General features: G+C 61.7%; 14 protein-coding genes and 1 tRNA gene. 9 read left to right on the top strand and 6 right to left on the bottom strand.

Annotated elements, in window-relative coordinates; translation table 11 throughout:
• Positions 1 to 20: 20 nt before the first annotated feature.
• The 6 genes from QAO71_RS10305 to QAO71_RS10280 all read right to left on the bottom strand — a co-directional run bounded on the left by QAO71_RS10305 (position 21) and on the right by QAO71_RS10280 (position 7,490).
• Entirely contained in the window at positions 21 to 1,277 is a 1,257-nt protein-coding gene (locus QAO71_RS10305; RefSeq protein WP_280164320.1) for a tyrosine-type recombinase/integrase, read from the bottom strand.
• Between the two features lie 178 nt (positions 1,278 to 1,455).
• A tRNA-Gly gene (locus QAO71_RS10300) sits at positions 1,456 to 1,529 on the bottom strand.
• A 41-nt stretch (positions 1,530 to 1,570) separates the two neighbouring features.
• Positions 1,571 to 2,824: a cytochrome P450 gene (locus QAO71_RS10295; RefSeq protein WP_280164319.1), complete on the bottom strand. Its 1,254-nt coding sequence runs from the start codon at positions 2,822 to 2,824 to the stop codon at positions 1,571 to 1,573.
• Between the two features lie 83 nt (positions 2,825 to 2,907).
• Positions 2,908 to 3,906: an LLM class flavin-dependent oxidoreductase gene (locus tag QAO71_RS10290; RefSeq protein ID WP_280164318.1), complete on the bottom strand. Its 999-nt coding sequence runs from the start codon at positions 3,904 to 3,906 to the stop codon at positions 2,908 to 2,910.
• Between the two features lie 34 nt (positions 3,907 to 3,940).
• Positions 3,941 to 6,277: an EAL domain-containing protein gene (locus QAO71_RS10285; RefSeq protein ID WP_280164317.1), complete on the bottom strand. Its 2,337-nt coding sequence runs from the start codon at positions 6,275 to 6,277 to the stop codon at positions 3,941 to 3,943.
• A gap of 10 nt (positions 6,278 to 6,287) precedes the next feature.
• The gene (locus QAO71_RS10280; protein ID WP_169304610.1) at positions 6,288 to 7,490 is read right to left on the bottom strand and encodes a tetratricopeptide repeat protein; all 1,203 of its coding nucleotides are present in this window, start codon (positions 7,488 to 7,490) and stop codon (positions 6,288 to 6,290) included.
• A 180-nt stretch (positions 7,491 to 7,670) separates the two neighbouring features.
• Between QAO71_RS10280 and flhA the strand changes: the two genes are divergently transcribed.
• The 9 genes from flhA (at position 7,671) to QAO71_RS10235 (ending at position 18,107) form a co-directional block, all read left to right on the top strand.
• On the top strand, positions 7,671 to 9,794 hold the full coding sequence (flhA, locus tag QAO71_RS10275; protein WP_280164316.1) for a flagellar biosynthesis protein FlhA: 2,124 nt from the start codon (positions 7,671 to 7,673) through the stop codon (positions 9,792 to 9,794).
• 22 nt (positions 9,795 to 9,816) lie between these two features.
• Positions 9,817 to 11,148, top strand: a complete 1,332-nt coding sequence (gene flhF / locus QAO71_RS10270; RefSeq protein WP_280164315.1) for a flagellar biosynthesis protein FlhF — start codon at positions 9,817 to 9,819, stop codon at positions 11,146 to 11,148.
• A gap of 25 nt (positions 11,149 to 11,173) precedes the next feature.
• Positions 11,174 to 12,004 (top strand): MinD/ParA family protein, encoded by an 831-nt coding sequence (locus QAO71_RS10265; RefSeq protein ID WP_136869699.1) that lies wholly within the window; start codon positions 11,174 to 11,176, stop codon positions 12,002 to 12,004.
• 23 nt (positions 12,005 to 12,027) lie between these two features.
• Positions 12,028 to 12,738 (top strand): RNA polymerase sigma factor FliA, encoded by a 711-nt coding sequence (locus QAO71_RS10260; protein ID WP_074778737.1) that lies wholly within the window; start codon positions 12,028 to 12,030, stop codon positions 12,736 to 12,738.
• A 102-nt stretch (positions 12,739 to 12,840) separates the two neighbouring features.
• Positions 12,841 to 13,218: a chemotaxis response regulator CheY gene (locus QAO71_RS10255; RefSeq protein WP_177173376.1), complete on the top strand. Its 378-nt coding sequence runs from the start codon at positions 12,841 to 12,843 to the stop codon at positions 13,216 to 13,218.
• Between the two features lie 15 nt (positions 13,219 to 13,233).
• Positions 13,234 to 14,037, top strand: a complete 804-nt coding sequence (locus QAO71_RS10250) for a protein phosphatase CheZ (protein WP_136869700.1) — start codon at positions 13,234 to 13,236, stop codon at positions 14,035 to 14,037.
• Between the two features lie 50 nt (positions 14,038 to 14,087).
• The gene (locus QAO71_RS10245) at positions 14,088 to 16,223 is read left to right on the top strand and encodes a chemotaxis protein CheA (RefSeq protein ID WP_280164314.1); all 2,136 of its coding nucleotides are present in this window, start codon (positions 14,088 to 14,090) and stop codon (positions 16,221 to 16,223) included.
• 10 nt (positions 16,224 to 16,233) lie between these two features.
• Positions 16,234 to 17,367, top strand: a complete 1,134-nt coding sequence (locus QAO71_RS10240) for a chemotaxis response regulator protein-glutamate methylesterase (RefSeq protein WP_036993536.1) — start codon at positions 16,234 to 16,236, stop codon at positions 17,365 to 17,367.
• Positions 17,367 to 18,107: a flagellar motor protein gene (locus QAO71_RS10235; protein WP_036993535.1), complete on the top strand. Its 741-nt coding sequence runs from the start codon at positions 17,367 to 17,369 to the stop codon at positions 18,105 to 18,107. Before QAO71_RS10240 ends, QAO71_RS10235 begins: the two co-directional genes overlap by 1 nt.
• Position 18,108 lies beyond the last annotated feature (1 nt).

Here is an 18,108-nt window from a genome sequence, read left to right as displayed (position 1 = left end):
GGCGGAGGAGGGAGCGGGCGCTACGGCACCCGCGCTTTCAGTTCTGCTGCTGCTTCTTCAGTTATGCCCGCTTCGAGAGCGTCAATATAGTCGCTATACCACTGCATCATGACTCTGCGTTGCTCCAGATAAGCGGCCTTGTCGTATACCTCCCGCAATCCCACCTTCTTGTGCGCGAGCTGCATTTCTGACCATGCATCCGGCCAACCATGTTCGGATAGCAAGGTTTTGCAGGTATGTCGTGCACCATGCCCGGTCATTTTTCCTTTGTAGCCAACCAATGCGAATACTTTATTGATAGTCGCATCGGATATCACCGGGCACTTGGATCCTGATGAAGGAAACAGGTATCGTCCGCGCCCGGTCAGCCGGCGCAGCTCGAGCAGATCGGTCACCACAGTATCAGGCAGCGGCACCAGGTGATCGCGGCTCATCTTCATTATGGCGGCTGGCACCGACCACAGCTTGGCGTCAAAGTCGAACTGATTCCATTCCGCGAACCTGACCATGCCGGGCCGAGAGGCCGTCCTGACCACCATCCAGGCGGCAGTCAGTGCGATCATGCGGCTCGGGCTTTGCCGCAGCGCCTGCAGGAACTCGGGGAGCTCGGCCTCCATCAGGTGCGGGTACTGCTTTTCAGCTGGCGCCCTGGCGGCAATATCCCGGAGGTTTGACGCCGGGTTGTTCTCAGTGCGGCCGTGAGCGATGGCCCAGCCGAATATCTGGTTCAGCCAGGTGCGCGCCTTCTCGGCGGTGTTGTGCGCGCCGCGCTTCTCTATGCTTGCCTGGATTTTGGCGCAGTCGGCCCGGGTAACGTCGGTGATCGGCTTGGCGCCTATTGCTGGCAGCACGTCATTGTCGAGGCAGTAGCGGATCCCGACGAGCGTCTTCTCTGCCCGACCATCATCAATCTTCTTCTGATACCAAGCCTCGGCGGAATTGCGGAACGAGTTCGCCACGGCCTGCTTCTTTGCATCCCTCGCTGCAGCTTTCTCTGCAACAGGGTCAATTCCCCGGTCCAGTAAATCCAGTACTTTTACGGCCTCGACGCGGGCCTTCTTCGCGGAAACGTCTGGGTATGACCCCAGGCCCAGCCACGACCACGTATCAGCGCCCGGCTTCTTGTATCGCATATCCCACCGCTTGCGGCCTGATGGGCTGACGGCAAAGTACAGTCGATCCACGCCATAGGCTTCGCGGTATTCTTTTTGCTCAGGCTCAAGGGACGCCAGCACGGTATCGGCCAGTGGCCGGCGCTTTATCTCTGATCGCTTCATGGGCTTGTACAGTGGGCTTGTATAGTGGAATGGATTTTCTAAGGACTATACACGCCACTATACAAGGCGTGAACTGTATGTTGCGGTAAGTCCGCCATACATCGGGCAACTGAGTCTCCCGTATGGCGCGGTATAGAGGGGGTAGGCGGACAACTTGAGGATGGTTCAGGAAAGGCGTTGGAGCGGGTGAAGGGAATCGAACCCTCGTCGTAAGCTTGGGAAGCTTCTGCTCTACCATTGAGCTACACCCGCAGCGCGAGGCATTCTACGCCGGTTGTCACGGCTTCGGCAATCTATTCTGGGCTGACGCCGCGCACCTCGGTGAGGATCAGGCGGCTCTGTACCATGGCCGGCATGCGCGACAGGCGAATGCTCAGATCCTGGTGGGGGATCTGGTAGGTCATGCGGGTGGTGAGCATTCTCAATGCGGCCTTGATCACCTCAATCGTCAGCCATTCCCCGGCGCAGCGATGCCCATGCGAGTATTCCCCGCCGCCTTGGGGGATGAAGTTGTAGGGGCTGTGATCCCAATCTTTGAAGCGCTCCGGATAGAAGCGCTCCGGTTGCTGCCAGATGCGCGGATCGTGGTTGGTACCGTGGAGGTCGAGCAACATCCAGTCGCCTTTGTGGAAAGAGTGGCCGCGCCATTCGAAGTTTTCCAGGGCGATGCCGCCGACCGCAGGGAAGAAGGGGTAGAAGCGCCGCACTTCGTTGGCGAACAGCTCTGCCAGGCCTTCCTCTCCTTGCTGCAACCGGTCGCGGTACTCGGGGTGATGATGCAAGGCCAGCGCCGAATAGGTGATATACCGGGCGATGGCAACGGTGGGGCGCAGCAGGTTGAGCAGCTCCACCGCGGCAGTGCGGTGATCCATCCCATGGCCGTGCAGTGCGGTGTGATGGGCGATGATATCGAGGGGTGTGGCCGGATCGGCACGCGGATGGTTGCGGGCCTGGTGAATCAGTTCCTGAGCCCAGTGTTCGGTGCGCTGGCGCAGCAGCTGCGCCTTCCAGTTGCGCGGGCCGATGCTGCCGGCGCCTTCGACCATGGCAGCCAGTTCCGTCGCACGTTGTGTTGCCTGACCCTCATCCAGCGTAATGCCGACCCAGCGGCAGGCGCTGCGGCAGAGAATATATTCGGCTTCGGTCTGCAGTACCACCGCGGGCATGCTCTGCCAGCGGGCCAGTCGCGCCTGCCATTCTTCCTCGAAGATCGCCACCAGTTGCTCCAGCCGGGCCGGGCCCATCAGCGCCATGAACATTTCCTTGCGCCGGGCATGGGCTTCGCCTGTCAGCGTCAGGCTGCTGCCCTTGTCCTGCAATAGCGACAGCGTGGTCGGTGGCATCGCATGGTTGCGGGTGAAGCGGCCGGGCACATAGAACATGCGTGCGGCGTCTTCGCCGGTGATGCAATACACCGGTCGCAGCATGATGCGGGTCTGGAAGATGTCGCTGCCAAGGTCCTGGCAGCGATTGGCAATGAAGTTGTAACCGTTGCGCAGAAAGCCTGCGCTGCTATCAAACTGGGTGTCCCGGGGGATGCGGCTCATGGTGGGCTCTCGACTTTTCCGGACGGGGGTACCGTTTTGGAAAGGCCTGCGCCGCCAAAGTTCGAGTCATGTTGCCGCGCTGGTCAAAGCCGCGCGGCTGCATCCATCAGGCGTCGGTAGCTGTCGTGGCGCTTGTCCTGGTCATAGATCGGGCTGTTGACGATCAGTTCATTCGCACCGGTGCGCTCCAGCAGGTCCGCCATCTGCTGGGCGACGGTCTGCTCGTCACCGATCAGGGTGCCGGCCAGGGTCGAGAGTACCTGATGGCGCTCATGGGGCTGCCAGAGCGCGTCCATATCCTCTACGGGAGGCCGTAGCTGGCCGCGCTCGCCGCGAATCATGTTGAGGAAAGATTGCTGGTGCGAACTGGCCAGATAATGTGCTTCGTCTCGGGTTTCGGCGACAAAGGCATTGATGCCGAGCATCGCCTGGGGCTTTTCCAGCGTGGCCGAGGGCACAAAATTATCCTGGTAGGCACGCATTGCCGCCATCAGATAGTCGGGTGAGAACTGGCCGGCAAAGGCGAAGGGCAGGCCGAGGTTGGCGGCCAGCTGGGCGCTGAAGGTGCTGGAGCCGAGCAGCCAGATGGGCACGTCCAGACCGGCGCCGGGCACCGCAACCAACCGTTGACCGGGCTCGGGCTCGGCGAAGTAGTGTCGCAGCTCGTCGAGCATCTGCGGAAAGTCCTCACCATCGGTGCGGCCACGGCGCAGCGCGCGGGCGGTGGCCATATCGGTGCCGGGTGCACGCCCGAGACCCAGGTCGATGCGACCGGGATACAGCGATTCAAGGGTGCCGAACTGTTCGGCAATCTGCAGTGGCGAGTGATTCGGCAGCATGATGCCGCCCGAGCCGATGCGGATACGCTCAGTACCGGCGGCCAGGTAGCCGATGACCACCGAGGTTGCCGCGCTGGCGATGCCGGTCATGTTGTGATGCTCGGCGACCCAGAAGCGCTGATAGCCCAGCTGCTCAGCATGCCTGGCCAGTTGCAGGCTGTTGCGCAGGGCCTGGGCCGGGGTCGAATTCAGGGTGACGGGACAAAGATCCAGAATCGAGAGCGGTACGGCTGGGGTGGTCATGTTGGCTCCGGAACAGCAGGGATGTATGGCCATGCTAACCCTGGATGTCATCAAGGCATAGCCCTGCGGGCAGTTCGGGGGCGGGCATGCCGATTCGGGCGCCCTGGGCGAAGTCGATGCCCAGCGCGCGCACCTGCTGTAGAATTGCCTCGTTGTGCACGAACTCGGCGACCGTCTGCATGCCCAGTTCCTGGGCGAAACGTACGATGCCCTGGGTAACCGCCCGGGCATCCGCGTCGCTGTCCAGCTGGCGGATAAGGCTGCCGTCGATCTTGATCAGGTCCACATCGAGCCGTAGCAGATGTTCGAAGTTGGAATAGCCCGTGCCGAAGTCGTCGATGGCGATACGGCAACCCAGGGCCTTGGCCTTGTCAATAAACTGGCGCACCGCCTGGTAGTTCTCAATACCCTCTGACTCAAGAATCTCGAAGATCAGCCGCCGGGCCAGCGCCGGGTTCTGTAGCCGTTGCAACAGGTGCTCGCTCAGTTCGCTGTCCAGCAGGTCGTCGCAGGAGAGATTCAGCGAGAATTGCAGGTCGGTCTCGGCGAAACGCGCCAGGCATTGGTCGACCATGCGCCGGGTGATCTGCCGGTACAGGCGAATCTTGCGGGCGACCGGCAGAAAGTGGGCCGGACTGATGGGCGTATCGTCACCATCGAGCATGCGCACCAGGCATTCGAACTTGTCGATGCGGCCGGTATGCAGATTCATGATCGGCTGAAACCACGGCACGATGCGGTTCTGTTCCAGTGCCGTGCGCAGCCGGTTGGCCCAGACCAGATTCTGTTCATAGGTTTCGCGCATGCGGTGCGCGGGATCGTGAACCAGATAGTTCAGTTTGCTCAACCGGGCCAGCTTGAGTGCGATATTGGCCGAGGGCAGGAGCTGCTCGCTGGCCAGTGGCGAGCCGTCTGGCTGCACACTGGCAGCCAGGCCCAGGGTTGCCTGGAGCGGAACCTGCTCTTCCTGCCAGCGGATGGTCAGCCCCTTGATGAAAGTCCGCAGATTCTCCAGCCGCTGTTCAAGTACCTGCTGCCCGGGGCTATCGGGAAACAGCAGGGCCATTTCGTCACCGGGCATGCGATAGACCCGCACCGCCTTCCATGCAGGCGTGTCATGCACATGGCGGCGCAGCCCGTCTGCCAGCTCGCGAATGACATGATCGCCGCACTGGCTGCCGTAGAAATCATTGATCTCCTTGAACGCGTCGATATTGAGCAGAACCAGCGTCATGAGCCGGTCCTTCTGCAGATCGAGCAGTAGCCGCTCGCGGTTGGGCAGACCGGTCAGCGCGTCGGTGTAGAGGCTATTCAACTGTTTCAGGGTAGTGGCGACCAGGTAAAGGATCAGTCCCGAGAGCAACAACAGAATACTGACGATGATTGCCACGATGCGAAAATTGCTGGCCCGCATGGGTGCCAGTACCGCGTCAATTTCCGCCTGGGGAATGCCTATGCCGAAGATCATGCCCGCTTCGGTGGGCGCATGGAACAGGGCATATTCGGCCTCGCCGACGAACAGCCTGTGGCTCTGCATGGGTGAGGCGGGGTAACGACTGCCGAGACTGGCCGGCACCTGTTGCGCTGGAGATTGCCGTGGTAGCTGCAGGGCGGTGATGGCTTCCATCAGTTGCTGGGCCTGTTGTACGTCGGTGGCTTCGGCCAGGCTCGACAGGTTGCGATTCTCCCGGTCGAGCAAAAAAGAGAAGGTGCCCGGAGTAATGCGCACCCGGCTGACGAGACGGATGACCTCGTCGGCCTGCCAGTCGGTGGCCGCCAGGCCGATGACCTGGCCGGTGCTGTCGTGCAGCGGGGTGCTGACGCTGATGACCACGGTGACGAACTGGGGGCGGTAGTAGGCCGCAGTCCAGTGGTACAGCTCATTGGGCTTTCCCGGCAGGGAAGATGGTTGCAGCCGCCGGTACCAATCCTTGTTCTCGAAACCGGTTTCCCGATAAGTGATATGGGTTGCGGTGCTGTTCCTGTGGCCGTAGATGCCGACATCGGACAGCCGATAGGCGCCCGGATGGAACAGGATGCCACCTCCGTACAGGTCATGCAGGCTACGTAGGGTTGTGCCCACGCTGCGCTCCAGTTCGGCCAGGTTATCGCGGCCGGAAATCTGCTTCTGCCGGGCGAAAAGTTCGCCCATGCGGGCCAGGGCGCCGGTATTCTGTTCCATCAGAAAGTGATGGGCATTGATGCGATCCAGATTGGAATGGAAGGTGTCGGCAATCTGCTGTTGGCGCTGCTCCGACATGGCGCGCTGGGCAAAGTTGAGGTTCAGACTCGACATCAGCCACATGCCGGCGATGAACAGGCCGATCAGCAGTAGCAGGACCAGCATGATGGAGCTTTTGCGTCGGTTCATGGGGGCAAGCTCAGGGCAGTCGACCACTGAACCCGGCGGCGATACGCTGGCGTGCAGTGTGGAGCTGATCGGCCGTCAACTGCCCGGTCAGGGCCTGTATTCGGGGCTTGGCGCGCGGTTCACCGTTACGTAACGCGTGACTCAGCCAGATATAGGCTTCGGTGTAATCGGGGGGGCCACCGGTGCCGTCCATGTAGCTGGCGCCCAGGCGGTACTGGGCGGTGGCTGATCCCTGGGAGGCGGCGCGCAGCAACCATTGGCGCGCGTAGGCCTGTTCGGCGCCAGAATCATTGAAGTGCAGGTCGGCCAGCTGCAGCTGCGCAGGGAGATGATCCTGCCCGGCGGCGCGCTCCAGCCAGCGCTGCGCTGCGCCTCGATCAGCCGCTTTGCCGGAGCCATGCAGATAGGCCACACCGGCCTCGTACTGTGCTGCGGCTAAACCACTCTCCGCTGCGTCCTCTAACAGCGTCAGTGCTTTGACCTCATCAATGGGCGTGCCTTGACCTTGCTGGTACAACTGCGCCAGTAGTAACTGTCCGGGCGCGTGTTGCTGTGCGGCGGAGTGACGGGCCCAGTGATATGCCTGATCCGGATCGTCGTTAACCTGCAGAATGATGGCCAAGTGATGTTGCGCCTTGGCATCGCCACGCTCGGCGGTTTCAATACAGGACGGCAGCGCCTGCTGGTAGTTCTTGATGGTGAACAATAGATAGCAGCTGTTCGCCTGCCCCTGCTGCCGTGCTGACACTGGGCCGGTTGCGATAGTTTCGGCGGGCGACGCTGTGGCCGGGGGAGTGAGCGCTAGGCGTTGGGCGAAGGCATCGACCTGATCCGGGCAAGAGTACTGGTAACCGCTGCGGAACAAAGCCAGATTCTCGTCGGTGAGTGCCTGCTGCGAAAAACGCGTACCAATGGCGCGGCAGCGGCTGTTGCGCTCGCGGAGGATGTACTGATAGCTGCGGTCATTGGCATCCTGCGCGGCATGTTGCTCGAGAAACCGGGTCAGCGGGTCGATCCGCGGCTGGTCCAGCAGTTGTGCGACCTGAGCATGCATCGCCTGGTCTGCCGCCCGGCTGTCGTTCGAGCCGCTGCCGACCGCGCCCATCAACCGTTGCCCCAGCTCACCGGCACCTGACCATAGACTGGACTCTTCCGGCGAGGCAGCGCAGCCAGCCAGGCAGCACGATAACAACAGTACGGATAATGCGCGCATGAGCTCTCTCGTTTGCGGAACCATCACCCCGTGGACACGGATTATGCATGGTGCCGAGCGATGGCGGTAAGGCAATTTCTTTTGCGCGCTGGGTTTTTTCTGAATTTGTGGAACAGTTCTTGCCTGAGACAGATCAAGAAAGCTTTCACGTCAAATTTTTGATCGGAGTATCTGAGGGGAATGGCTGCCAACCGCGGTGAGATGATCAGTTCCATGCGCAGCAATCTGGCGGGCCTGCGGCACGGTAGCCTGGGCGTGCCGATCCTGTTGCTGGCGATGCTGGGCATGATGATGCTGCCGGTGCCGCCATTTCTGCTGGACGTCTTCTTCACCTTCAATATCGCGCTGTCGCTAGTGGTCTTGCTGGTCTGCGCCTATGCGTTGCGACCGCTGGATTTTGCCGCCTTCCCAACCATTCTGCTGGTCGCCACGCTGCTGCGCCTGGCGCTTAACGTGGCCTCGACCCGGGTGGTACTGCTGAACGGCCATGAGGGCGGCGACGCGGCCGGCAAGGTGATCCAGGCCTTCGGCGAGGTGGTGATCGGCGGCAACTTCGTGGTGGGTCTGGTCGTGTTCATTATCCTCATGATCATCAACTTCATGGTGGTGACCAAGGGGGCCGGGCGTATTTCCGAGGTGAGTGCGCGCTTCACCCTGGACGCCATGCCCGGCAAACAAATGGCCATTGACGCGGACCTCAACGCCGGCCTGATCGATCAGACGGAAGCCAAGACCCGGCGCCTGGAAGTCGCCCAGGAAGCGGACTTCTACGGCTCCATGGACGGTGCCAGCAAGTTCGTCCGGGGGGATGCGGTCGCCGGTCTGCTGATCCTGTTCATCAACGTCATTGGCGGTCTGGCCATTGGCATGGCGCAGCATGGACTGGGGTTTACCGACGCCGGCGAAATCTATGTGCTGTTGACCATCGGCGACGGTCTGGTGGCGCAGATTCCCTCGCTGCTGCTATCCACCGCAGCGGCCATCATGGTCACCCGGGTGTCCACCTCCGAGGACATGGGTGGTCAGGTCAAGCGGCAGATGTTCGCGTCGCCCAAGGCGTTGGGCATCGCCGCAGCCATCATGATCGTCATGGGCTTGATCCCGGGTATGCCGCACCTGTCGTTCCTCGGTCTGGGTGTGCTTGCTGCCGGTGGAGCTTATTACATTGCCCGACAGCAGAAGATCAAGGCCGAGGCCGAGCAGGTGGCAGAGCAGAAGGCGCAACTGCCGGCAGTGCCGTCGCCGGAAACCCGCGAGCTGGGCTGGGACGACGTGACGCCGGTGGACATGGTTGGTCTGGAGGTCGGCTATCGATTGATCCCGCTGGTTGATCGCAGCCAGGGCGGGCAATTGCTGGCGCGGATCAAGGGGATCCGCAAGAAGCTGTCCCAGGACCTGGGTTTTCTGATGCCCTCGGTACATATTCGCGACAACCTGGATTTGGCGCCCAACGTCTATCGCATCACGCTGATGGGTGTCGGGGTGGCCGAGGCGGAGGTCCACGCCGACCGCGAACTGGCAATCAACCCCGGGCAGGTATTCGGCGAGATCAAGGGCATTCCCGGCAAGGACCCGGCATTCGGTCTGGATGCGGTATGGATCGAGCCGGCGCAGAAGGATCAGGCCCAATCGCTGGGTTATACGGTGGTGGATGTCAGTACGGTGGTCGCCACCCATCTCAACCAGATTCTCTACAAGCATTCCCATGAACTGCTGGGTCATGAGGAGGTTCAGCAACTGCTCAAGGTGCTGGCCAAGGCCTCACCGAAACTGGCCGAGGAACTGGTGCCGGGCATAATTTCCCTGTCGGGTTTGCTCAAGGTGCTGCAGGGGCTCCTGCAAGAGCAGGTGCCGGTGCGGGACATTCGGACTATTGCCGAGGCCATCGCCAACCAGTCAGGCAAGAGTCAAGATACCGGCGCGTTGATCAGTGCGGTGCGCATCGCTCTGTCTCGCTCTATCGTGCAAAGCATTGTCGGGCTTGAGTCCGAGCTGCCTGTAATCACGCTGGAACCGAGGTTGGAACAGATATTGCTTCAGAGTCTGCAGAAGGCCGGGCAAGGCAATGATGACGGCATTCTGTTGGAACCGGGTATGGCGGAGAAGCTGCAACGTTCGCTGGCGGACATGGTGCAGCGCCAGGAGATACAGGGCAAACCGGCGATATTGCTGGTGGCCGGTCCGGTTCGCAACATGATGGCCCGGTTCGTCCGCTACGCGGCGCCTGGCGCGCATGTGCTGTCCTACCAGGAGATTCCGGACAGCAAGCAGGTCACCATCGTTGCCACCGTCGGACAGAATTGATTACACAGGGTGAGATCAGGCCATGAGAGTCAAACGTTTTTTTGCGGCAGACATGCGCACGGCAATGAAGCTGGTACGGGACGAGATGGGCGCGGATGCGTCCATCATCGCCAACCGGCGCGTAGCGGGTGGTGTCGAACTGACGGCGGCGCTGGATTACGAAGCGCCGCGGCTGACGCCGCCTACGCCTGGCCTGGATCTGGAGCTGAAGAAGACCCAGGAGCGCATTATCAGCGCCCGGGCCAGCCTGGAAGAGGGTGAGCGTCCTGCCGATGGCCCCAGCGTCAACCGTCAATTGTTTGGTGACAGCATGCGCCAGGCTGCCGAGCAGGGCTCGCCGGTCGCCCAGGGGTTGCTGGAGCGCCTGAACAGCGAGCGTGCCGCGCCGGCAGCCGAGGTGACCTCCAAGCCTCCGGCAATAGATGATCTCGACGCCATGCGCTCGGAAATTGCCGGTCTGCGAGGCATGCTCGAATCCCAGCTGGGTGGCCTGGCCTGGGGCCAGGTCAATCAGCATCAGCCGCGCCAGGCCAGCCTGTGGCGCAAGCTGATTCATCTTGGCCTGCCCGCCGAGCTGTGCAAGCAGCTGCTGGCCAAGGTTGCCGACGTGACCGATGTACGCCAGGCCTGGCGCCTGCTGCTGGCCCACCTGGCCCAGGGCCTGCCGGTGATGCGCGAGGAGCTGATCGACCGGGGCGGGGTGATTGCCCTGGTTGGCCCGACCGGCGCCGGCAAAACCACCACTCTGGGCAAGCTGGCGGCACGCTATGTGCTCAAGCACGGCAGCCAGAATGTGGCGCTGGTCACCATGGACACCTACCGTATTGGTGCCCATGAACAGCTGCGTACCCTGGGCCGCATTCTCAACGTACCGGTGCGGGTGGTCGATGAACAGAACAGCCTGAGCGAGGTACTGGAGGAGTTCGGCAACAAGCGACTGGTATTGGTCGATACCGCCGGCCTGCAAGCCCAGGACCCGCAACTGCGTGGCCAACTGAGCGAACTCGCGGCCCAGGGTGCGCGCATCAGCACTCTGCTGGTGCTGGCGGCGACCAGCCAGTATCGGGTGCTTCAGGCCGCCTGGCACAATTATCGCTGCTGTCATCCGGTCGGCTGCATTCTGACCAAGGTCGACGAAGCTGCTACGCTGGGCGAAGCATTGGGGCTGGCCATGGAACAGCGTCTCCCGGTAGCCTATGTGGCCGATGGCCAGCGCATCCCGGATGATTTGTCTCGTGGTGTTGGTCACCAATTGGTCAGTCGCGCGGTTGGTCTGGCCGGTAACGAGATGGCCGAGGACCAGACCATGGCCGATGTGTTTGCCGGTATACTCCACAACCAGTGCGCAAGTTAACGAATTGAGAAAGGCGACAGCACAGATGGGCAATCATCCGGTTCAGGTAATTGCAATCACTGGCGGCAAGGGCGGCGTGGGCAAGACCAATGTGTCGGTCAACCTCGCCCTGGCGCTGGCAGAGCTCGGCCGTCGAGTGGTGTTGATGGACGCAGACCTGGGGCTGGCCAATGTCGATGTACAGCTGGGTCTGCGGCCCAAGGCGACCCTGGCGGACGTTCTGGCCGGCAACTGCGATCTGCGTGAGGTGATGATCAACGGGCCGGGTGGTATTCGTATCGTCCCGGCGGCGTCCGGCGCGGCGGAGATGGTCAACCTGGGGCCGCGTGAACATGCTGGCCTGATCCAAGCCTTCAGCGATATCGGTGATGACATGGATGTCCTGCTGGTCGATACCGCCGCTGGTATCGGCGATTCGGTGGTCAGTTTTGTGCGCGCTGCCCAGGAAGTGATCGTGGTGGTATGCGATGAACCTACTTCGATCACCGACGCCTACGCGCTGATCAAGCTGCTCAACCGCGACCACGGTGTTTCCCGCTTCCGCATCCTGGCGAGCATGGTGCACAGCCCCCAGGAAGGTCACAACGTATTCAACAAACTGCTGCAGGTGACCGACCGCTTCCTGGAAGTGGCGCTGCAGTATGTCGGCGCTGTGCCTTACGACGAGACAGTGCGCAAGGCGGCACAGAAACAGCGCGCCACCTATGAAGCTTTTCCGCGCAGCAAGGCTTCGCTGGCATTTCGCGCCATCGCACGCAACGTGGACGGCTGGCCGTTGCCATCCAGCCCCCGTGGGCACCTGGAATTCTTCGTCGAACGCCTGGTGCAGCGGACCGGAACCGGAACCCCTTCATGAGCGTGGGGGGAGGTGGCGTCAATATGTATGCGCGCACCATGGGCGTGGCCAATGAGCAGGACCGCCTGGTGCAGCAGTTCGCGCCGCTGGTCAAGCGGATTGCCTACCATATGCTGGCGCGCCTGCCAGCCAGCGTGCAGGTGGAAGACCTGATACAGGCCGGCATGCTGGGCCTGCTGGAGGCTGCACGCAAATTCGATCATGGCAAGGGTGCCAGCTTCGAGACCTATGCTGGTATCCGGATCCGTGGCGCCATGCTGGATGATGTGCGCAAGGGTGATTGGGCCCCCCGCTCGGTCCACCGTAACACCCGCCTGGTCAGCAGCGCGATCCGCGCCGTTGAAGCAAAAGTAGGTCGTGACGCTAAAGATCACGAGGTTGCTGCCGAATTGGATATGAGCCTCGAAGATTACTATGCGATTCTCAACGACACGGCCGGCAGTCGGCTGTTCAGCTTCGAAGATCTGCTGGAGGCCGGGGCGCCGGCCGAAGTCGGCTCTGACCATGAAGCCCTCGACGGAGTGGAGGATGAACGTTTTCGCAAGGCGCTGGCCGAGGCGATAGGTCGGTTGCCCGAGCGCGAGCAACTGGTGCTGTCGCTGTATTACGATGAGGAACTGAACCTCAAGGAGATCGGTGCGGTGCTCGGCGTCAGCGAGTCCAGGGTCAGTCAGTTGCACAGCCAATGTGCCGCCCGCCTGCGCGCACGGATGGCCGATTGGCGCGACGATTGATCCGGCTTTCCCAGCGCTTCGCCTGGTCAGTAGCAACAGTTTCGCGAGGCGCACGCAAGTGCGCTTCTTCTGGTTTGTATGGAGGTCGACTTGGACAAGAACATGAAAATTCTCATCGTCGATGATTTTTCGACGATGCGACGCATTATCAAGAATCTGTTGCGGGATCTGGGCTTTACCAATACCGCCGAAGCGGACGATGGCACCACCGCGCTGCCGATGCTGCAGAGCGGCAGTTTCGATTTTCTGGTAACCGACTGGAATATGCCCGGCATGAGCGGTATCGACCTGCTGCGCGCCGTGCGCGCCGACGAGCGCCTGAAACACCTGCCGGTGCTGATGGTGACTGCCGAAGCCAAGCGTGACCAGATCATCGAAGCAGCTCAGGCCGGGGTGAACGGCTATGTGGTCAAACCTTTCACTGCCCAGGCACTGAAGGAAAAGATCGAAAAGGTTTTCGAGCGAATCGAGGCCAGATAGGCACCGGGGGGCGTTATGGCACTGAGCAACAATCCCGGCCAGGCAATCGCTGATGAATTCGAGCATTCCCTGAAAAACAATGCCCGGAAGCTGGTGGACCACCTCGAAGAGGGGGACTACGGCGAGGCAGTACTGGTCATACACGAGATCAATCAGGCCCGCGACCGCAGCCTGTATTACGAAGTCGGTAAGCTGACCCGTGCGCTGCACAACTCGATCATCAATTTTCAGATAGACACGGCCCGCACGCTGGACGGCGATGCCGAAGCGACCGAGGCATCGAAGATTTCCGACGCCTCGGACCGTCTGGACTACGTCGTTCGGCTGACCGACAAGGCCGCCAACCGCACCATGGATCTGGTTGAGAGCAGCGCTCCGGTGGTGTCCGCGCTGGGCCAAGAGGCGGCGAACCTGCGCACCGAGTGGGCGCGGCTGCAGCGCCGCGAGATGAGCGCGGCGGAATTCCGCGAGCTGTCGCGCAACATTCTGGCGTTCCTTGAGCGCAGCGAGCAGCAGAGCGGTGAAGTGTCAGCGAATCTGAACGACATTCTCATGGCCCAGGATTACCAGGACCTCACCGGTCAGGTGATCAAACGGGTCATTACCCTGGTGCACGATGTCGAGGAAAGCCTGCTGAACCTGGTGCGCATGGCCGGTCAGGTCGATCGGATGGCGGGTATTCAGCATAACCTTCCGGGGCTGGATAGGAAAAAAACCTCGCCTCAGGGTGAAGGTCCGCAGATTCATGCCGATAAGAGGGATGATGTGGTGTCGGGACAGGATGAAGTCGATGACCTGCTGTCCAGCCTCGGGTTCTAGAGGCTGGTGACACCGTTAGTATTATTGTCGCTGGGGCAAGGGAGCGTTGAATGAGCTTTGATGCGGATGAAGAAATTCTCCAGGACTTTCTGGTAGAGGCTGGGGAAATTCTCGAGTTGTTGTCGGAGCAGCTGGTGGATCTGGAAAACCGCCCGGGCGATACCGATCTGCTCAATGCCATTTTTCGTGGTTTTCATACCGTCAAGGGTGGTGCCGGCTTTCTGCAGCTGGATGCCCTGGTCGCCTGCTGTCATATCGCCGAGAATGTATTCGACATCCTGCGAAAGGGTGAGCGGCAGGTCGACGCCGAACTGATGGATGTGGTGCTGCAGGCACTGGATGCCATCAATGGCATGTTCGCCCAGGTGCGTGAAGGAGAGGCGCCAACTGCCGCCGACCCGCAGCTGCTGGCGGCTCTTTCAGCTTTGGCTCAGCCCCAAACCGTTATCGCAGCAGCGCCCGCTGCCGAAGCGGCTTGCGTCAGCAATGTACCTGCACCCACGTCGCCCGGACCGGATGCAACTGCCGACGGTGACATTACCGACGACGAGTTTGAGCTGCTGCTTGAAGCGCTGCACGTAACGCCGGAAGAGGACGAACCAGCCCCCGCTGCGGACAGCGATGATATTACTGATGACGAATTCGAGGCGTTGCTGGACCAGTTGCACGGTACCGGCAAGGGGCCGGGTGCGGCTGAGGTCGCAACGTCACCAGAGCCGGTAGCGATATCTGAAAATGAAAAGCCCGCTGACGGCGTAACGGCCGAAGCCGGCGAGCTGATCAGCGACGACGAATTCGAAGCCCTGCTGGATCAATTGCATGGTCCCGGCAAGGGGCCGGGTGTTGACAGTGCGGCACCTGCCGCCAGCCAGCCGGAGCCCGCTGCACCGCCGGCTCCGGCAGCCAAGCCCGCTCCGGCTCCAGCTCCGGCACCGGCTGCACCTGCGGTCGCGGGCAAGCCCCCGGCCAGCGCACGTGCAGCGAAAAAGTCCGAGGCCGGCGGTGATGCCCCGGTGGTGGAAACCACGGTGCGGGTCGATACCGCGCGCCTGGATGAAATCATGAACATGGTTGGCGAGCTGGTGCTGGTACGCAATCGCTTGATGCGCCTGGGTGTCGGCAGCGAGGATGAAGAGCTGGCCAAGGCGGTGGGCAATCTGGACGTGGTGACAGCCGATCTGCAGGCTTCGGTGATGAAGACCCGCATGCAGCCGATCAAGAAGGTGTTCGGCCGCTTCCCGCGAGTGGTGCGCGATCTGTCGCGTAGCCTGAAGAAGGAAATCACCCTGGAGCTGATCGGTGAAGATACCGATCTGGACAAGAATCTGGTCGAAGCCCTGGCCGACCCGCTGGTGCACCTGGTGCGCAACTCGGTCGACCACGGCATCGAGATGCCGGACGAGCGCGAGGCCGCCGGCAAATCGCGGGTCGGCACGATGGTGCTCGCCGCCCGCCAGGAAGGTGATCACATTCTGCTGACCATCACCGATGATGGCCGGGGCATGGACCCCGAAGTGCTGCGTGCCAAGGCGGTGGAAAAAGGCATGATGGACCGCGACGCCGCCGAGCGGCTGAGCGAGAGTGAATGTTTCAACCTGATCCTGGCCGCTGGCTTCTCGACCAAGACCGAGGTTTCCGATGTGTCGGGCCGCGGAGTCGGTATGGATGTGGTCCGTACCCGTATTGCCCAGCTCAACGGCACTATCTCCATCGAATCGACCAAGGGCCAGGGCACGCAAATCGCTATCAAGGTACCGCTGACCCTGGCGATCATGCCGACGCTGATGGTCATGCTGGCCAATCAGGCATTCGCCCTGCCGCTGGTCAGCGTCAACGAAATCTACAATCTCGACCTGTCGCGCACCAACGTGGTGGATGGCCAGGAAGTGATCCTGGTACGTGACAAGGCGCTGCCGCTGTTCTGGCTCAAGCGCTGGCTGATGCCCGGTGCCGACCAGCAAGTCGACCGCTCCGCCGCCAGCGTGGTGATCGTGTCGGTTGGTACCCAGCGGGTCGGTTTTGTGGTCGACCAACTGGTGGGGCAGGAAGAAGTGGTCATCAAGCCGTTGGGGCGTATGCTCCATGGCACGGCCGGCATGGCGGGAGCGACCATCACTGGTGACGGGCGCATCGCGCTGATTCTGGATATTCCCGGCCTGCTCAAGCGCTACGCGCGGCGAGGGTAAGGGAGAACATATGACCGTCAAGGTGCTGGTAGTGGATGACTCGGGGTTCTTTCGCCGCCGGGTCAAGGAGATACTCGAAGCCGACCCGCGGATCGAGGTAGTAGGCACCGCAACCAACGGCCAGGAGGCCGTGGAGCAGACGCTGGCGCTGCATCCGGACGTGATCACCATGGATTACGAGATGCCGGTCATGGATGGCATTACCGCGGTACGCCATATCATGCAGCGGCAGCCCACGCCGGTGGTGATGTTCTCGTCGCTGACCTACGAAGGCGCCCGGGTCAGTCTGGACGCCCTGGATGCCGGCGCCGCCGATTATCTGCCGAAGAATTTCGAGGATATCTCGCGCAATCCGGATAAAGTCCGCCAATTGCTGTGTGACCGGGTGCATGCACTGGCGCGCAGCAATCGCCGTTCGCTGGGTTTCTCCGCAGCACCCGCTAGCGCGCCTGCGCCAACCACAGCACCGGTCACGTCCTCTGCGGCTGTTTCATCATCTGCGGCCCGGGCACCGGCTCGCCCTTTGTCATCGCCTGCTCAGCCAGCGGCAGAGCCGTCCCGTCGCAGCGCTGCGCCGCGCAAGCGCAGCTACAAGCTGGTGGCGATCGGCACCTCCACCGGTGGTCCAGTGGCGCTGCAGAAAGTCCTGACTCAACTGCCGGCCGATTTCCCGGCGCCCTTGCTGCTGATTCAGCACATGCCGGGGACCTTCACCAAGGCTTTCGCCGAACGCCTGGACAAGTTGTGTCGCATCACCGTACGGGAAGCCGAAGACGGGGACACCCTGCGCCCGGGCCTGGCGCTGCTCGCGCCGGGCGGTAAGCAGATGATGCTCGATAGCCGCGGGGTGATCCGCATCCTGCCCGGTGATGAGCGGCTCAATTACAAGCCCAGTGTGGATGTGACCTTCGGTTCCGCGGCCAAGGTGCTGCAGAACCAGGTGCTGGGCATCATTCTCACCGGTATGGGTGCCGATGGCCGCGAAGGGGCCCGCATGTTGAAGCAGGCCGGCAGCAGCATCTGGGCCCAGGACGAAGCCAGTTGCGTGATCTACGGCATGCCAATGGCCGTGGCCAAGGCCAATCTGGCCGACGGCATTTATGATCTCGATGAGATCGGCCGCTACCTGACGGAGCTGGGCTGATGGATATCCTCAGTATCATCGGCGTCATCCTGGCCCTGGTTGCCATCATCGGTGGCAACCATCTGGAAGGCGGCCATATCAATGCACTGCTCAACGGGCCGGCGGCGCTGATCGTCATCGGCGGTACGCTTGGGGCGGCCTTCATCCAGACGCCGTTGCCGGCCTTCAAACGCGCCCTGGGGCTGGCCCACTGGGTGTTTGCCTCCCCTGATATCCCGCTGCGCGAGGGCATCGGCAAGGTGGTCAACTGGAGCAACACCGCGCGCAAAGACGGTTTGCTCGGCCTGGAAGCCATCGCCGAGATGGAATCCGACCTGTTCGCTCGCAAGGGCCTGCAACTGCTGGCCGATGGCTGCGAGCCGGATACCCTGCGCAGCATTCTCGAAGTCGAGTTGGTCAGCCGGGAGAACAGTGACCTGCGGGCGGCCCGGGTGTACGAAAGCATGGGCGGTTATGCCCCGACCATCGGCATCATCGGCGCGGTGATGGGCTTGATCCACGTCATGGGCAATCTCGCCGATCCCTCGATGCTCGGTAGCGGTATCGCGGTGGCCTTTGTCGCCACCATCTATGGGGTGGCACTGGCCAACCTGTTCCTCCTGCCCGTCGCCAACAAGCTCAAGGCGGTCATTCTTGAGCAGTCCTGTTATCGGGAAATGCTGCTCGAAGGCCTGTTGTCCATCGCCGAAGGGGAAAATCCACGTTCCATCGAAATGAAGCTTGAAGGCTTCCTGGACTGAG

The organism is Halopseudomonas sp. SMJS2, from assembly GCF_029866945.1.
Lineage (GTDB): Bacteria > Pseudomonadota > Gammaproteobacteria > Pseudomonadales > Pseudomonadaceae > Halopseudomonas > Halopseudomonas bauzanensis.
Note: the sequence above shows the minus strand (reverse complement) of the source record. Positions and strands in the feature narration are given on the sequence as shown.

What these genes read in the sequence shown, in the direction of transcription:
- QAO71_RS10305 (WP_280164320.1), bottom strand. Translation starts at nt 1,277, where the DNA reads ATGAAGCGATCAGAGATAAAGCGCCGGCCACTGGCCGATACCGTGCTG.
- QAO71_RS10295 (WP_280164319.1), bottom strand. Translation starts at nt 2,824, where the DNA reads ATGAGCCGCATCCCCCGGGACACCCAGTTTGATAGCAGCGCAGGCTTT.
- QAO71_RS10290 (WP_280164318.1), bottom strand. Translation starts at nt 3,906, where the DNA reads ATGACCACCCCAGCCGTACCGCTCTCGATTCTGGATCTTTGTCCCGTC.
- QAO71_RS10285 (WP_280164317.1), bottom strand. Translation starts at nt 6,277, where the DNA reads ATGAACCGACGCAAAAGCTCCATCATGCTGGTCCTGCTACTGCTGATC.
- QAO71_RS10280 (WP_169304610.1), bottom strand. Translation starts at nt 7,490, where the DNA reads ATGCGCGCATTATCCGTACTGTTGTTATCGTGCTGCCTGGCTGGCTGC.
- flhA (WP_280164316.1), top strand. Translation starts at nt 7,671, where the DNA reads ATGGCTGCCAACCGCGGTGAGATGATCAGTTCCATGCGCAGCAATCTG.
- flhF (WP_280164315.1), top strand. Translation starts at nt 9,817, where the DNA reads ATGAGAGTCAAACGTTTTTTTGCGGCAGACATGCGCACGGCAATGAAG.
- QAO71_RS10265 (WP_136869699.1), top strand. Translation starts at nt 11,174, where the DNA reads ATGGGCAATCATCCGGTTCAGGTAATTGCAATCACTGGCGGCAAGGGC.
- QAO71_RS10260 (WP_074778737.1), top strand. Translation starts at nt 12,028, where the DNA reads ATGTATGCGCGCACCATGGGCGTGGCCAATGAGCAGGACCGCCTGGTG.
- QAO71_RS10255 (WP_177173376.1), top strand. Translation starts at nt 12,841, where the DNA reads ATGAAAATTCTCATCGTCGATGATTTTTCGACGATGCGACGCATTATC.
- QAO71_RS10250 (WP_136869700.1), top strand. Translation starts at nt 13,234, where the DNA reads ATGGCACTGAGCAACAATCCCGGCCAGGCAATCGCTGATGAATTCGAG.
- QAO71_RS10245 (WP_280164314.1), top strand. Translation starts at nt 14,088, where the DNA reads ATGAGCTTTGATGCGGATGAAGAAATTCTCCAGGACTTTCTGGTAGAG.
- QAO71_RS10240 (WP_036993536.1), top strand. Translation starts at nt 16,234, where the DNA reads ATGACCGTCAAGGTGCTGGTAGTGGATGACTCGGGGTTCTTTCGCCGC.
- QAO71_RS10235 (WP_036993535.1), top strand. Translation starts at nt 17,367, where the DNA reads ATGGATATCCTCAGTATCATCGGCGTCATCCTGGCCCTGGTTGCCATC.